This window comes from Pseudomonas sp. 24 E 13 (genome assembly GCF_900004715.1).
Taxonomy (GTDB): Bacteria; Pseudomonadota; Gammaproteobacteria; order Pseudomonadales; family Pseudomonadaceae; genus Aquipseudomonas; species Aquipseudomonas orientalis_A.
The window spans coordinates 71,884-87,703 of sequence record NZ_CVTO01000099.1 but is presented as its reverse complement, the minus strand read 5'-3'; the positions used below and the strand labels follow the sequence as shown (position 1 = coordinate 87,703).

General features: G+C 62.6%; 13 protein-coding genes. 6 read left to right on the top strand and 7 right to left on the bottom strand.

Annotated elements, in window-relative coordinates; all coding sequences use genetic code 11:
- Window positions 1–111 precede the first annotated feature (111 nt).
- Entirely contained in the window at window positions 112–1,044 is a 933-nt protein-coding gene (locus BFP90_RS07720) for an iron-sulfur-binding ferredoxin reductase (RefSeq protein WP_065896383.1), read from the bottom strand.
- Window positions 1,045–1,258: 214 nt separating this feature from the next.
- Between BFP90_RS07720 and BFP90_RS07715 the strand changes: the two genes are divergently transcribed.
- The 5 genes from BFP90_RS07715 to BFP90_RS07695 all read left to right on the top strand — a co-directional run bounded on the left by BFP90_RS07715 (window position 1,259) and on the right by BFP90_RS07695 (window position 8,420).
- Complete coding sequence (locus tag BFP90_RS07715; RefSeq protein WP_065887574.1) at window positions 1,259–2,782, top strand: fumarate hydratase; 1,524 nt, start codon at window positions 1,259–1,261, stop codon at window positions 2,780–2,782.
- Window positions 2,783–2,959: 177 nt separating this feature from the next.
- Window positions 2,960–4,726, top strand: coding sequence for an ATP-binding protein (locus BFP90_RS07710; protein WP_065896382.1), 1,767 nt, complete (start codon window positions 2,960–2,962; stop codon window positions 4,724–4,726).
- Window positions 4,720–6,045: a sigma-54-dependent transcriptional regulator gene (locus BFP90_RS07705; RefSeq protein WP_065896381.1), complete on the top strand. Its 1,326-nt coding sequence runs from the start codon at window positions 4,720–4,722 to the stop codon at window positions 6,043–6,045. The genes BFP90_RS07710 and BFP90_RS07705 overlap by 7 nt, the downstream gene beginning before the upstream one ends.
- Window positions 6,046–6,317: 272 nt before the next feature.
- Window positions 6,318–7,637, top strand: coding sequence for an MFS transporter (locus tag BFP90_RS07700; RefSeq protein ID WP_065895100.1), 1,320 nt, complete (start codon window positions 6,318–6,320; stop codon window positions 7,635–7,637).
- 150 nt (window positions 7,638–7,787) lie between these two features.
- Window positions 7,788–8,420, top strand: coding sequence for a flavin reductase family protein (locus BFP90_RS07695; protein WP_065895101.1), 633 nt, complete (start codon window positions 7,788–7,790; stop codon window positions 8,418–8,420).
- Window positions 8,421–8,543: 123 nt separating this feature from the next.
- Here the strand turns inward: BFP90_RS07695 and BFP90_RS07690 are convergent, their stop codons facing one another.
- Complete coding sequence (locus tag BFP90_RS07690) at window positions 8,544–8,786, bottom strand: hypothetical protein (protein WP_065896380.1); 243 nt, start codon at window positions 8,784–8,786, stop codon at window positions 8,544–8,546.
- Window positions 8,787–8,827: 41 nt separating this feature from the next.
- A complete protein-coding gene (locus BFP90_RS07685; RefSeq protein WP_065887569.1) occupies window positions 8,828–9,169 on the bottom strand; it encodes a putative quinol monooxygenase in 342 nt (113 codons plus the stop codon).
- 327 nt (window positions 9,170–9,496) lie between these two features.
- Between BFP90_RS07685 and BFP90_RS07680 the strand changes: the two genes are divergently transcribed.
- Entirely contained in the window at window positions 9,497–10,426 is a 930-nt protein-coding gene (locus BFP90_RS07680; RefSeq protein ID WP_065896379.1) for an AraC family transcriptional regulator, read from the top strand.
- 122 nt (window positions 10,427–10,548) lie between these two features.
- Here BFP90_RS07680 and BFP90_RS07675 read toward each other — a convergent pair whose 3' ends face one another.
- The 4 genes from BFP90_RS07675 to edd form a co-directional block, all read right to left on the bottom strand.
- Window positions 10,549–12,018, bottom strand: coding sequence for an ATP-binding protein (locus tag BFP90_RS07675; protein ID WP_065895104.1), 1,470 nt, complete (start codon window positions 12,016–12,018; stop codon window positions 10,549–10,551).
- Window positions 12,008–12,742 carry a response regulator gene (locus BFP90_RS07670; RefSeq protein ID WP_065895105.1) on the bottom strand — a complete coding sequence of 245 codons (735 nt, stop codon included), beginning with the start codon at window positions 12,740–12,742 and terminating at the stop codon, window positions 12,008–12,010. Before BFP90_RS07670 ends, BFP90_RS07675 begins: the two co-directional genes overlap by 11 nt.
- A gap of 125 nt (window positions 12,743–12,867) precedes the next feature.
- Window positions 12,868–13,824 (bottom strand): glucokinase, encoded by a 957-nt coding sequence (locus BFP90_RS07665; RefSeq protein WP_065887565.1) that lies wholly within the window; start codon window positions 13,822–13,824, stop codon window positions 12,868–12,870.
- Window positions 13,821–15,647, bottom strand: a complete 1,827-nt coding sequence (gene edd / locus BFP90_RS07660) for a phosphogluconate dehydratase (protein ID WP_065887564.1) — start codon at window positions 15,645–15,647, stop codon at window positions 13,821–13,823. Before edd ends, BFP90_RS07665 begins: the two co-directional genes overlap by 4 nt.
- Window positions 15,648–15,820 lie beyond the last annotated feature (173 nt).

Below are 15,820 nucleotides of genomic sequence, written 5' to 3'. Positions count from 1 at the left end.
GTACTCGGTCCAATCCAACATCCTGGTCGGCCCAGAGGCCGCCATCGGGGGCAAGCCCCCTCCCACAGTTAACCGCGTACACCCGCAACGCCTGTGCTCGACAGCCAGCGTTCAACCACGGGGCAGGAATACATCGGCCAGCAGTTGATTACGCGGCAGCCCCGCCAGGAACAAGCGTTTGGAAAAGGCTTCGACGCTGTCAGGATGCCCGCAGACTAAGGCCAGCGTCTGCCGCGATATGAGCCGCAGTTGCCCCAATGCCTGGGCCAACTCATGTGCGGTCCACAACTCCACTGTAAGGTTCTGATGCTGCGCGGCCAGCGCCATCAGGGGCCCGGCCAGATAATGCCCATCAGCATCATGCGCCAGATGAACCACGCGAATGGCACCTTGGTGATCCTGGCGCAACGCCTCACGCAACACCCCCCACAAAGGCCCCAGCCCGGTACCGGAGGCGAGCAGCCACAGCGGTCGCGCCTGCCAGTCCGGATCGTAATGCAGCGCCCCGCCGCGCAACTCGCCCAGGCGCAGACAATCCCCCAGGTTCAACTGTCGCGCCGCATCGCTGAATTCGCCGGGTAAACGGCAATCCAGATGAAACTCCAGGTACGGGTCCTCCTGCGGCAAACTCGCCAGGGAATACGGCCGCGCCACCTGCCCCGCCCATAACACCAGGTGCTGCCCAGCGCTGTAACGCAGGCCGCGCTGCGGTTGCAGGCGCAGACGCAGCACCGACGCCGTCAGCCAACCGGCACCCACCACCTGCGCCGCCACACCGTCGCGCACAGGATCAAAGGCTTCGACCTGCAGATCGCCAACCACCTGGCACTGGCAGGCCAGGCGCCAACCGTGCTGGCGTTGCTCCAGGCTCAACGCGTCAGGTTGGCGGTCCTGAACCTCGCCCTGGCAACGTACCAGGCAGGCATGGCAACTGCCGGCGCGGCAACTGTAGGGCACGGCCACACCTGCCTGGTTCAAGGCATCCAGCAGGTTGCTGCCGGTGGCGACCGACCAGTGGCGTTCGCCGACGTGCAGTTCAGGCATATAAAGGCTCTATCAGAAGGGACGCGCACAGGGAATCATGCCTGCGACAGTTTGACCATAGTCGGGTGTATCGGCCACCGCCACGGGTTATACTGCCGCGCCTTTTTAGCGTCGCGCCTGCACCAATGGCGTGCCTGTGGAAGGTGGCTTCAGCCGACCGATGCAACACTGAAGCCACCTTTATTGAATGTTCCCTTATAGAGGAGCGCGACTCATGACCGTGATCAAGCAAGACGACCTGATTCAGAGCGTTGCCGACGCCCTGCAATTCATTTCCTACTACCACCCGGTTGATTTCATCCAGGCGATGCACGAGGCCTACCTGCGCGAAGAATCGCCGGCGGCCCGTGACTCCATCGCCCAGATCCTGATCAACTCGCGCATGTGCGCCACCGGCCATCGCCCGATCTGCCAGGACACCGGCATCGTCACCGTGTTCGTGCGCGTGGGCATGGACGTACGTTGGGATGGCGCCACCATGGGCCTGGACGACATGATCAACGAAGGCGTGCGTCGCGCCTACAACCTGCCGGAAAACGTCCTGCGCGCATCCATCCTCGCCGACCCGGCAGGCGCGCGCAAAAACACCAAGGACAACACCCCGGCGGTGATCCACTACTCCATCGTCCCGGGTAACACCGTGGAAGTGGACGTGGCCGCCAAGGGCGGTGGTTCCGAAAACAAGTCGAAAATGGCCATGCTCAACCCGTCCGACTCGATCGTCGACTGGGTGCTCAAGACCGTTCCGACCATGGGCGCCGGCTGGTGCCCACCGGGCATGCTCGGCATCGGCATCGGCGGCACAGCCGAGAAAGCCGCGGTGATGGCCAAGGAAGTGTTGATGGAATCCATCGACATCCATGAACTGAAGAAGCGCGGCCCGCAGAACCGTATCGAAGAGATGCGCCTGGAGCTGTTCGAGAAGGTCAACCAACTGGGCATCGGCGCCCAGGGCCTGGGTGGCCTGACCACCGTGCTCGACGTGAAGATCATGGACTACCCGACTCACGCCGCTTCCCTGCCGGTGTGCATGATCCCCAACTGCGCCGCCACCCGCCATGCGCATTTCGTGCTCGACGGTTCGGGCCCGGCATCGCTGGAAGCGCCACCGCTGGACGCCTACCCGGAGATCGTCTGGGAAGCCGGCCCATCGGCCCGTCGCGTCAACCTCGACACCCTGACCCCGGAAGAAGTGCAGAGCTGGAAGCCGGGCGAAACCGTGTTGCTCAACGGCAAGATGCTCACCGGTCGCGACGCCGCGCACAAGCGCATGGTCGAGATGCTGAACAAGGGTGAGACCCTGCCGGTGGACCTCAAGGGTCGCTTCATCTACTACGTCGGCCCGGTTGATCCGGTGCGCGAAGAAGTGGTTGGCCCGGCAGGCCCGACCACCGCGACGCGGATGGACAAGTTCACCCGTCAGATCCTCGAACAAACCGGCCTGTTGGGCATGATCGGCAAATCCGAGCGCGGCCCGACCGCTATCGAAGCGATCAAGGACCACAAGGCCGTCTACCTGATGGCCGTAGGCGGCGCCGCTTACCTGGTGGCCCAAGCCATCAAAAAATCGCGCGTCGTCGCTTTCGCCGAACTGGGCATGGAAGCGATCTACGAGTTCGACGTGAAGGACATGCCGGTCACCGTTGCGGTGGACAGCAACGGCGAGTCGGTACACATCACCGGTCCTGCCATCTGGCAGAAGAAGATCAGTGAGAGCCTGGCGGTGGAAGTGCAGTAAGCACCTCCCTCCAAGGATAAAGGCGACTGCGGCCCCAAGGGCCCAGTCGCCTTTTTTTTTTGATGAGTGCAGTCAAATGTGGGAGGGGGCTTGCTCCCTCCCACACAAGCCCCCTCACTGCACTACCCAATGGCTCATGGTATGGTGCTCGCCCCCTACCGGCCTGTTCATCATCGTATGATCGCGATCCCTCGCCCCCTGCGCCTGACGTTCTACTCCCTGCTGATCATCGCTGGTGCCGTGCTGGCTGCCGCCCTGGCCACGCGCCATGCCGAACGCCAGGCCCTGGTGGACGATGCCGCTCGCGCCAACCAGCAGCTCGCGCTGTATGCCAACTCGCTGCACACCCTGATCGAACGCTACCGCGCCCTGCCCGCCGTGCTGGCCCTGGACTCGGAGATGATCAACGCCTTGAAAGGCCCGCTGACTGTCGACACCCAGGACCTGCTCAACCGCAAACTGGAACGCATCAACAGCGCCGCGCAGTCGTCCACCCTGGAATTGATGGACCGCACCGGCCTGGCCGTGGCCGCCAGCAACTGGAAGCTGCCCAGCAGTTATGTGGGACACAACTACGCATTTCGGCCTTATTTCAGCCAGACCCTGAGCCAGGGCACCGGGCGCTTTTATGCCGTGGGGGTGACCACCGGCATCCCGGGCTACTTCCTTTCCAGCGCGGTGGTCGATGAGCACGAGCAGTTCCTTGGCGCCATGGTGGTCAAGCTGGAGTTTCCCGAACTGGAACGCGAATGGGCCCAGGGCAATGACTTGCTGCTGGTCAGCGATGCACGCGGCATTGTGTTTATCGCCAACCAGCCGGGCTGGCGCTATCGCAACCTGCGGCCGTTGTCAGAGAGCGACCTGGCTGAACTCAAGGCCACCCGTCAATACGACAAGAAGCAACTGCAGCCGCTGGAGACCCGCACCCTGCAACGCTTCGACGACAACAGCCACTTGATGCGCGTCAACGGCCCCGACGGCAGTGCCAACTACATCTGGGAGTCGCTGCCGCTCAAAGCCGAAGGCTGGACCCTGCACCTGCTGCGCAAACCCCAGTTCCCGCTGGAAGACCAGCGCAACGCCGGCCTTGCCGCCGCCGGTTCGTGGCTGGCCCTGGTGTTTCTTGTGCTGTTCCTGAGCCAGCGTTGGCGCCTGGCGCGTCTGCGTCAACGCAGCCGCGAAGAGCTTGAGCAATTGGTCGAGGAGCGCACCCAGGCCCTGCGCACCGCCCAGGATGGCCTGGTGCAGTCGGCCAAACTGGCGGCGCTGGGGCAGATGTCCGCCGCCCTTGCCCACGAAATCAACCAACCGCTGACCGCGCAACGCATGCAATTGGCGACGCTGCGGCTGTTGCTCGACCACGGCCGCGTGGACGATGCCTACAAGGCACTCACACCGCTGGATGACATGCTCACGCGCATGGCGGCGCTGACGGGCCACCTCAAGACCTTCGCCCGCAAAAGCCCCAGCGGCCTGCGCGAACGCCTGGACCTGGCCACCGTGGTCGACCAGTCCCTGCACCTGCTCGACGCGCGCCTGCGCGATGAACATATCGGCGTAGCGCTGGACCTGACCCGCCCTGCCTGGGTGCGCGGCGACGCGATTCGCCTCGAACAGGTGTTGATCAACCTGCTGCGCAACGCCCTGGATGCCATGGCCGACAAACCGCGCAAACGCCTGGAGATTCGTTTGCACGCCGACCAGCAGCTCTGGCAGTTAAGCGTCAGCGACAGCGGTGGCGGGATTGCCGAAGAGCACTTGAACAACGTCTTCGACCCCTTCTTCACCACCAAGCCGGTGGGCGACGGGCTCGGCTTGGGGTTGGCGGTGTCCTACGCTATCGTGCACGAACTAGGCGGACGCCTGATCGCCGGCAACCGGGGCGACGGCGCAGTGTTTACCTTGACCTTGCCTGTCGCGCTGGAGACGCCCGATCTATGTTGAACGCGGTGATTGTGGTTGATGACGAAGCCAGCATTCGTACGGCCGTCGAACAATGGTTGAGCCTGTCGGGTTTCGAGGTGCAGTTGTTCAGCCGTGCCGAAGAATGCCTGGCGCAGTTGCCCAGGGACTTCCCCGGCGTGATCCTGAGCGATGTGCGCATGCCCGGTCTCAGCGGCCTGGAGTTGCTGGCTGAAGTACAGCGGCGCGATGCCGACCTGCCGGTCATCCTGCTCACCGGCCATGGCGATGTCCCCATGGCCGTCGACGCCATGCGCGACGGTGCCTACGACTTCCTGGAAAAACCCTTCAGCCCGGATACCCTGCTCAATAGCCTGCGTCGAGCACTCGACAAACGCGGCCTGGTCCTGGAAAACCGCCGCCTGCATCAGCAGGCCGACCACCGCGCCCAGCTCGAATCCAGCCTGCTGGGGGTGTCCCGCAGCCTGCAGAACCTGCGCCGCCAGGTGCTGGACCTGGCCACGCTGCCGGTCAATGTGTTGATCCGTGGCGAGACCGGCAGCGGCAAGGAATTGGTCGCCCGCTGCCTGCATGATTTCGGCCCACGGGCGAAGAAGCCGTTTGTCGCGCTCAATTGCGCGGCCATTCCCGAGCAGCTGTTCGAGGCCGAGTTGTTCGGCCATGAAAGCGGCGCATTCACCGGCGCCCAGGGCAAGCGTATCGGCAAGCTGGAGTATGCCCACGGCGGCACGCTGTTCCTCGATGAAATCGAAAGCATGCCCCTGGCCCAACAGGTGAAATTGTTGCGGGTGCTGCAGGAGCAGAAGCTGGAGCGGTTGGGCTCCAATCAGAGCATCCAGGTGGATTTGCGCATCATTGCCGCCACCAAGCCGGACCTGCTGGAAGAGGCCCGTGCCGGGCGTTTTCGCGAAGACCTGGCGTATCGCCTGAACGTCGCGCAACTGCGCCTGCCGGCGTTGCGCGAGCGGCGCGAAGACATCCCGTTGCTGTATGAACATTTTGCGCAAAGCGCTGCCGAGCGCTTGGGCCGCCAGGTCGAGCCCTTGAGCGGGCCGCAGTTGGGACGCCTGCTCAGCCATGACTGGCCGGGCAACGTACGTGAACTGGCGAACGTTGCCGAGCGCCAGGTGCTGGGGCTTGGAGAGCCGGAACCTGAAGGAGTCGAGGCCGGGCAATCGTTGGCGGCGCAACAGGAAGCCTTCGAGGCGCATTGCCTGAAAGCTGCGCTGGCCCGGCATAAAGGCGATATCAAGGCGGTGCTGGCCGAGCTGCAACTGCCGCGCCGCACCTTCAATGAAAAGATGCAGAGGCATGGGTTGGCAAGGGAGATGTTTCTCTAGCGGCCTTCCGATCGCCATCGGGGGCAAGCCCCCTCCCACATTTTGATTTGTGAACACATCCAAGTGTGGGAGGGGGCTTGCCCCCGATGGCGCCCGCAGCCATAAGCGGATTTCCGCTCATCACCCCAAAACCATCAGCGACTTTCCGCTCAAAAAAACCTCGCAACCCTTCTATCCCGGGCCTTCATCCACCTGGCACAGCTTCTGCTATAGCCCCAGCCAGGCAGTGCTCAGGCACGCTTCATAAAAACAACTAGATGAAGGATCCTTCAATGGATAACTCCAATACCTTGCCTCTGGGGTCGGCAACTGCGCCGGCGAAAGAACGCACGACCTCCAGCCGGATCAAATCGATCTTCAGCGGCTCCGTGGGCAACATGGTCGAGTGGTATGACTGGTACGTCTATGCCGCCTTCTCGCTGTACTTCGCCAAGACCTTCTTCCCCAAAGGCGACACCACCGCCCAATTGCTCAACACCGCCGCGATCTTCGCCGTGGGCTTTCTGATGCGCCCTATCGGCGGCTGGCTGATGGGCCTTTACGCCGACAAAGTCGGGCGTAAAAAAGCCCTGATGGCCTCGGTCTACCTGATGTGCTTCGGCTCACTGTTGATCGCCCTGAGCCCAAGCTATGAACTCATCGGTATCGGCGCACCCATCCTGCTGGTATTCGCCCGCTTGCTGCAGGGGCTGTCGGTAGGTGGCGAGTACGGCACCTCCGCCACGTACCTCAGCGAGATGGCGACCCGGGAACGCCGCGGTTTCTACTCCAGCTTCCAGTACGTGACCCTGATCTCCGGCCAGCTCATCGCGCTGGGTGTGCTGATCGTGCTGCAGCAAACCCTGACCACCGAACAGCTGTATGCCTGGGGCTGGCGCATTCCGTTCGCCATCGGCGCCCTGTGCGCAGTGGTCGCGCTGTATCTGCGTCGCGGCATGGAAGAGACCGAGTCGTTCACCAAGAAGGAAAAAGCCAAGGAAAGCGCCATGCGCACCTTGATGCGCCACCCCAAGGAACTGCTCACCGTGGTCGGCCTGACCATGGGCGGCACCCTGGCGTTCTACACCTACACCACCTACATGCAGAAATACCTGGTGAACACCGTCGGCATGAGCATCTCCGACTCCACCACCATCTCGGCGGCGACGCTGTTCCTGTTCATGTGCCTGCAACCCCTGGTGGGCGGGCTGTCGGACAAGATTGGCCGGCGCCCGATCCTGATCGCCTTCGGCGTCCTCGGCACCCTGTTCACCGTGCCTATCCTCACCACCCTGCACACCATCCAGACCTGGTGGGGCGCGTTCTTCCTGATCATGGCCGCGCTGATCATCGTCAGCGGCTATACCTCGATCAATGCGGTGGTCAAGGCCGAGCTGTTCCCGACCGAAATCCGCGCCCTCGGCGTGGGCCTGCCGTATGCCCTGACCGTGTCAATCTTCGGCGGTACCGCTGAATACATCGCCTTGTGGTTCAAGAGCATCGGCATGGAGACCGGCTACTACTGGTACGTGACCGCGTGTATCGCGGTGTCGTTGCTGGTCTATGTGACCATGAAAGACACCCGCAAGCATTCGCGGATCACCACCGACTAACTGCATGATGAGATAAAACCTGTGGGAGGGGGCTTGCTCCCGATAGCGGTGGGTCAGTCAGTAATGTATAGACTGACCCACCGCTATCGGGGGCAAGCCCCCTCCCACATTGGGTATGATGTGGGCTCCAGAATTGAGAGCAGACAGGTTATGTCCGACGATATCCATTTCTACGAACCCGCCAACGGCCACGGCCTGCCCCATGATCCGTTCAACGCCATCGTCGGCCCACGTCCGATCGGCTGGATCTCGTCACACGACCGCGAAGGTCGCCTGAACCTGGCGCCTTACAGTTTCTTCAACGCGTTCAACTACATCCCGCCGATCATTGGGTTTTCCAGCGTCGGGCGTAAAGACAGCCTGAACAATATCGAGCAGACCGGCGAGTTTGTGTGGAACCTGGCGACCCGCCCGCTGGCCGAGCAGATGAACCAGAGTTGCGCGGCCGTTGCGTCGGACGTGGATGAATTCGAACTGGCCGGCCTGACGCCGGTGGCTTCGAAAGTCGTCGGCGTACCGCGGGTGGGCGAAAGTCCGGTGTCGTTCGAATGCAAGGTGACGCAGATTATCCAGCTGCAACGCGCCGACCAGCAATTGGTCCCCAGCTGGCTAGTGCTGGGCGAAGTGGTCGCGGTGCACATCGCCAAATGGCTGCTCAAGGATGGGATCTACGACACGGCGGCCGCCGAGCCGATTCTGCGCGGTGGCGGCCCGGCGGATTATTTCCAGTTAGGCCCTGAAGCGCTCTTCAAAATGTACCGACCAGGCGCCACAAAACCCTGACTGAAATGCAGTCAAACTGTGGGAGGGGGCTTGCCCCCGATGACTAGGTATCAGTTGCAAATTTTCTGGCTGACAAACCGCTATCGGGGGCAAGCCCCCTCCCACATTTGATCACCGGTGTCCTCAGGTTGGAGTGGCCCAATCCAGTTGGCCTTCCGCATCCACATCGACCAGGCGCTCAAGCTCCACCGCCGCCGCATCATCGGCATCGGACGCGGTCTTGAAGGTCTGACCGTCCAGGATCTTGTGAAACCTCGGAGCGCCCATGCCATCGAGTGCCTTGACGGCAACGGCGGCGCTGTAGCCACTCTCTCCCGGTACGACGGCGGAAACGGCTTCGTGGTGGGCAAACTGTTTACGTGCCATGTTGCAGGTCCTGGCCAATGAAAAGTCGGCCATTCTAACCCCTAACCGGCCAGTTGCAGGTACTCGCCGTAGGCGTTGACGGCGGATGCGTCGGTGAAGGTCTGGAAGTCCATGCTGCGCACGACCATGTCGTTCAACAACTCGGTGAAGATCATCAGGGCCGGGGAATTGAAGTAGGCGCTCATCGCCTGCTCGCTGCTCCATAAACCCGTGACCAACCACACATCGGGGTCGACCTGGGAATGCTGCAACGAAAATTGCAGGCAACCCTGAGCCTGTCGGCCCGGTTCGATCAAACTGCTCAAGCGTGCACCCAGCTCGGTGCTGCACCCGTTACGGGCACGGATAAAGGCCATATGGCTCGCGGGAATGGGGGTGGACATGTTCGACTCTCCCGTTGAGAAGTGATGCTCGGCAAGCACTGTGAGGGCGTGTTGCCACAGGATCAAAGATAGCGGCGCAGGGTTGGGCGCGGTTAGTCAATTCCTGCAGGCTTATTGCACAATCCTGCGAGAAGCGTAGGCAGGACGTTTGCGCAGCCGTTTTATTCCACGCCCGAGCGGCTTGTTTCAGGGACATGACAGGCGCTTTGCTTGCCTGATTCACGAAAGGCCGCAGGATCAGGCAAGGATTGTGCAGAATCGACGTAACACTTTTGAAAACCCACCGCTAAGCTGAGCCCCATCAAATTCGCGTGTAGAGGACGTCTCATGCCGTCGCCCGACCTCAAGCCCACTCCCCTCGATGCCGAGATGGAAAAGCAGCGTGCCGAACTGGCCAGCATCGTGCACCGCCATACCTGGGAAGACGGTTCCTACGGCACGGCGATCACCTCGCTGTACCTGAACCGCCACAACACGCCGCGCGACTTCATGCCGGTGCTGGTGGAGCCGGCATTGTGCATCCTCGCCAGTGGCAGCAAGGAAGTGCGCCTGGCCGACGAAATCTTCGCCTATGACCCGCTCAACTATCTGGTGTTCTCGGTGGCCATGCCGGTGGCCGGGCGGATTATCGAGGCCACGCCGGAAGACCCCAACCTGTCGGTGCGCATCAATATCGACCCGGCCCAGCTCACCGCATTGATTGCCGAAGCCGGGCCGATGGGCGTGCCGTCGCGTCCCACGTCCCGTGGCATGTACGTCGACCGCATCGACAATCAACTGCTCGACGCCGTGCTTCGCCTGACCCGCCTGCTGGACACGCCCAAAGATATCGCGATGCTTGCGCCGCTGATCAGCCGCGAAATTCTCTACCGTTTGTTACGTGGGCCCCAGGGCTATCGCCTGTACGAAATTGCCGTCGCCAACAGCCAGAGCCACCGGGTGAGCCAGGCGATCAAGTGGTTGAACGGCAACTACGAACAGCCGCTGCGCATCGATGACCTGGCCAGGGAAGTGAACCTGAGCGTCTCGACCCTGCACCACCGTTTCAAGGCGATCACCGCCATGAGCCCGCTGCAATACCAGAAACAGCTGCGCCTGCAGGAAGCTCGGCGACTGATGATTGCCGAAGGGCTGGAGGCCTCGGCGGCGGGGTATCGAGTGGGGTATGAAAGCCCGTCGCAGTTCAGCCGGGAGTACAGCCGGTTGTTTGGTGCGCCGCCCTTGCGCGACTTGGCCCGCTTGCGCCAAAGCATCTGACACAATGAGTTTCAAAATGTGGGAGGGGGCTTGCCCCCGATAGCGGTGGGTCAGTTGCCAATGAGCTGACTGATACACCGCAATCGGGGGCAAGCCCCCTCCCACATTGGGTCCGGGCGCAGTCAGTCCAATCCGCGGGGTAGCTTCAGAGTGACCCGCAGGCCGCCTTCGCGCAGGTTCTGCAAACTCACTTCGCCCCCATGGCTGTGGGCAATATTGCGCGCAATGCCCAACCCCAGCCCATAGCCCTGCTGCTGCCCGGCCAGGCGAAAGTGGGGCTCGAACACTTGTTCCAGGCGCTGTTCCGGCACGCCGGGGCCTTCGTCGTCCACGTGCAGGATGAACTCGGCGCCATCGTCCTCGATGTGCAAATGGGCGTTTTGTCCATATTTCAGCGCATTGTCGATCAGGTTGCCGATACAGCGCTTGAGCGCCAGCGGCTTGCCTGGGTAGGTGGCCAGGGCCTGGCCATGCTGGGTCACTCGCCCGTTGCCGTTGGGCGCAAGGTAGGGCTCCACCAGGCATTCGAGGACGTGGTTGAGGTCCACCGGCTGGATGTTCTCGTGGATATCGGTGTCTTTCACGCATTGCAGCGCGCCCTTGACCAGCAATTCCAGCTCATCCAGGTCACGCCCGAACTTGGTCTGCAGGTTCTCATCGTCGAGCAGTTCCACGCGCAGGCGCAGGCGCGTGATGGGTGTGCGCAGGTCGTGGGAGATGGCGCTGAACAACTGGCTGCGCTCGGTCAGGTAGCGGCTGATGCGCTCACGCATGGCATTGAACGCACGCCCCACTTCCACCACTTCACTGCCGCCGCCTTCGGCCACCGGCTCCACGTCCGCGCCCAGGGACATGTCCCGCGCCGCCCGCGCCAGGCGCTTGAGCGGTCGGCTTTGCCAATGCACCAGCAGGCCGATAAACAGCAGCAGGAAGCCACTGGTCAACACGATAAACCACACCTGCTGGGCGGGCAGGCCCTGCTCTTCAAGGCTGGTGTAGGGTTCGGGCAACAGCGAGGCGATGTACAGCCATTCACCCTGCGCCAGCTGAATCTGGGTGACCAGCACCGGCGGGTTGACCGGCTCCAGGGTCAATGCGTAGTGGGCCCAGGAGCGCGGCAGTTCGTCGAGCTTGAGGCCGGCATTGAAGATGCGCAGGTCTTCGGCGCTGACGAACTCCACCGAGATATGCACATCGGCGCCGAGGGTCTGGCGCAACACGTCGTCCACAGCCACCAGCACCGCCTGCTTGCGCGGGGTTTCGGGCAATACCTGCATGTCCAGCGGACGATCATTGAGGGTCACCACAAAACGCGTGCCGCCCATGCTGCGCAACTGGTCGAGCACCAGCGGGCGATAGGCCACCGGCAATGAACGGAAGTAACTCACGCTGGCGGTCATCGAATGCGCCAGGCTACGGGCGCTGGTGACCAGGCCTTCCAACTGCGTGGCGCGCAGCTGCGAGACCCAGATCACGCTGGACAGCGCCTGGGCGAACAACACGGCAAGCAAGGTCAGCAGCAACATGCGCCCCAGCAGCGAGCGCGGCACGGGAAAACGGCGGCGGCGTTCGCTCAGGTGTTCAGTGGGCATTGCCGGCAACCACGCTGGCTGCCAGTTGATAGCCGCTGCCGCGCACGGTGCGGATCAGCCGCGGAGGTTTCTCGGTATCGCGCAGGCGTTGGCGCAGGCGGCTGACGGCCATGTCGACGATACGGTCCAACGGCATCAGGTCGCGGCCACGGGTAGCGTTGCCGATGGTGTCGCGGTCGAGGATCTGTTGCGGGTGGTCGAGAAACAGCTTGAGCAAGGCAAAGTCGGCGCCGGAGAGGATCACCTCTTCGCCGTCCACGTGAAACAGGCGGTGGCTGACCGTATCGAGGCGCCATTCGTCGAACACCAGCACTTCGCCACCGCTGCTGCGCTCCTGGCCGAACTGGCAGCGACGCAGCAGCGCCTTGATCCGCGCCTGCAACTCGCGGGGGCTGAACGGCTTGCCGATATAGTCATCGGCGCCCAGCTCCAGGCCGATCACGCGGTCGGCTTCGTCGGAACTGGCGGTGAGCATGATGATCGGCACCTGCGCCTGGCGCGGGTGCTGACGAACCCAGCGGCAGAGGCTGAAACCGTCTTCATCCGGCAACATCACATCGAGGATCACCAGGTCGCACGGCGCCTCGCTCATCGCCTGGCGAAACCCCGCGCCATCGGCCACGCCACGGACCTGGAAGCCGGCGCGACTGAGGTAGGTCTGCAGCAATTCGCGGATTTCCTGGTCGTCGTCGACGAGGAGAATGGATTTACTGATTGCGCTCACGGGGTCCTCCTTGTTGTTGTGGGTGTTCTTGAGGGCCTCATCGGGGGCAAGCCCCCTCCCACCTATCGATTTGTGAATACCTTCAAATGTGGGAGGGGGCTTGCCCCCGATAAGGCCATCACAGCCTAAGCAAATGCCTGCTCAAGCGCCACACCCGCCCCGGTCAACCCGGAATACGGTGCCGTCACCAACCATACCGGAATGCCCTTGAAGTAGTCGCTCATGCAGCCTTTATCGGCGAAGCTCCTGGCAAAACCGCTGTTGATAAAGAAGTCGGCAAACCTCGGTATCACCCCGCCCACGATGTACACGCCACCACGCCCGCCGGTGGTGAGCACGTTGTTGCCCGCCACCCGGCCCAGCCAGATGCTGAATTGGTCCAGGACTTCCATCGCCACCGGATCGCCAGCCAAGCCCGCCGCCGTGATGGCTTCGGGTGTGTCCAGCACAGGTGTGTGCCCGTCCACCGCACAGATCGCCCGGTACAGGCGCGGCAAACCGCCGCCGCTCAAGGCGGTTTCGGCGCTGACATGGCCGATCTCGCTGTGGATGTGCTGCCACAACTGGGTTTCGCGCGCACTGCTCAGGGGCAGGTCGACATGGCCGCCCTCCCCCGGCAATGCCGCAAAGCGCCCTGCGCCAAGGTCCAGCAGGGTGCCGACGCCCAGGCCGGTGCCCGGGCCGATCACCACCGCCGGGCGCAACGGCTCCGGGGTGCCTTCGCACACCACGCGGAATTCGTCGGGCTGCAGGCGGGTCATGCCCAGGGCCATGGCCGAGAAGTCATTGACCAGCAGCAATTCATCCACCTGCAACGCCTGGCAAAACGCGGTCTTGCTCAGGCGCCAGTGATTGTTGGTGAACTTGAATTCATCGCCGCTCACCGGCCCGGCCACCGACAGGCAAACTGCGCCGATATCACCGATATTCAAGCCTTCTTCCGCCAGATAGAACCTGATCGCGTCTTCAGGGCTGGCGTAGTCCGCCGTGGCATGCACACGAATCGAATGCAATGCCTGATCCCGCCACAACGCAAAACGGGCGTTGGTACCCCCGATATCACCGACCAGCGCTAACTTCACTTAAGCGTCTCCAAGGCAGAGGTAAAGGCGCTGGCGCCCTGCTCTGCGGAGCTTGCGGCCAAGCGCATGAATGCAAACAACTCGCGACCGGCGCCCACGTTATTGCCCAACAGGCCAGTGGCAGGCGTACGCGCTGCAAATACGTCGGCGTCCACCTTAAGCTCCAGGGTGCCGGTGACGCCATCGACGCGAATGATATCGCCATCCTGGACCCGCGCCAGCGGCCCGCCGCTCTGGGCTTCGGGGTTGACGTGGATCGCGGCGGGAATCTTACCCGAGGCGCCGGACATACGCCCGTCTGTTACCAACGCCACTTTGAAACCACGGTCCTGCAACACGCCGAGGAACGGGGTCATCTTGTGCAATTCCGGCATGCCGTTGGAGCGCGGGCCCTGAAAGCGCATCACCGCAACGAAGTCTTTTTCCAGTTGGCCCGCCTTGAAGGCATCGGCCAGGTCCTGTTGATCCTGGAACACCACCGCCGGGGCTTCGACCACCTGATGCTCCGGTGCGACCGCAGACACTTTCATCACCCCACGACCCAGGTTGCCTTCCATCACACGCAAGCCGCCTTCGGGCGAAAACGCACGTGCCACGGGGCGCAGGATGGTTTCGTCGAGGCTTTCGATGGGGCCGTCGCGCCAGATCAGTTCGCCGTCGACCAGGAACGGCTCCTGGGTGTAACGGCTCAAGCCCTTGCCCGCCACGGTGTTGACGTCTTCGTGGAGCAGGCCGGCTTCGAGCAGCTCACGGATCAGGAACGACATACCGCCCGCCGCCTGGAAGTGGTTGATGTCGGCCTTGCCGTTCGGGTACACGTGGGACAGGGTCGGCACCACCTCGGAGAGGTCGGCCATGTCCTGCCAGGTCAGGATGATGCCCGCCGACATGGCGATGGCCGGCATGTGCAGGGTGTGGTTGGTGGACCCGCCCGTGGCGTTGAGGGCGACGATGGAGTTGACGATGGATTTTTCGTCGACGATCTCGCCGATCGGCGTGAAGTTGCCGTTGGCCTTGGTCAGGCGCGTGACCTGGTGCGCGGCCTCGCGGGTCAATGCATCACGCAGCGGCGTGTACGGGTTGACGAACGAGGCGCCCGGCAGGTGCAGGCCCATGACTTCCATCAACAGTTGGTTGGTGTTGGCGGTGCCGTAGAAGGTGCAGGTGCCGGGGCTGTGGTAGGACTTCATCTCCGACTCCAGCAACTCTTCGCGGCTGGCCTTGCCTTCGGCGTAGCGCTGGCGCACATCGGCTTTCTGCTTGTTGGAGATACCCGACGGCATCGGCCCGCCGGGCACGAAAATCATCGGCAGGTGACCGTAGCGCAGCGCGCCCATCATCAGGCCGGGGACGATCTTGTCGCAGATGCCCAGCATCAGCGCGGCATCGAACATGTTATGGGACAGCGCTACCGCCGTGGACATGGCGATGACTTCACGGCTGAGCAGGCTCAGCTCCATGCCCGGCTCGCCCTGGGTCACGCCGTCGCACATGGCCGGGGTGCCGCCGGCGAACTGGCCGACCGAGCCGACTTCGCGCAGGGCTTTTTTGATCTGTTCAGGGAAATGTTCGTACGGCTGATGCGCAGAGAGCATGTCGTTATATGAAGAAACAATTGCCACGTTGGCGGCATTCATCATGCGCAGGCTGTTTTTGTCCTCGGTGCCGCAACCGGCCACGCCATGGGCAAAGTTGGCGCACTGCAGCTTGCCGCGCATCGGACCGTCGCTGGCGGCGCCGCGAATGAGCGCAAGGTAGGCCTGGCGGGTGGCGCGGCTGCGGGCGATAAGCCGTTCGGTGACCTCAAGAACGCGGGGATGCATGTATAGAACTCCAGGCTAACGGATGTGGCGACCTGAGAGTCTATGCTGATCAAACGCCCACAGCTCATGGGATGGCAGGGGGTCGTTTGGATCATCGGACCAGTTGATTCAGGTCACTCGTTGTAGATTGAACAAAATATTGCCACTAAAAAGGCTTGTTTTCTATTTTTATG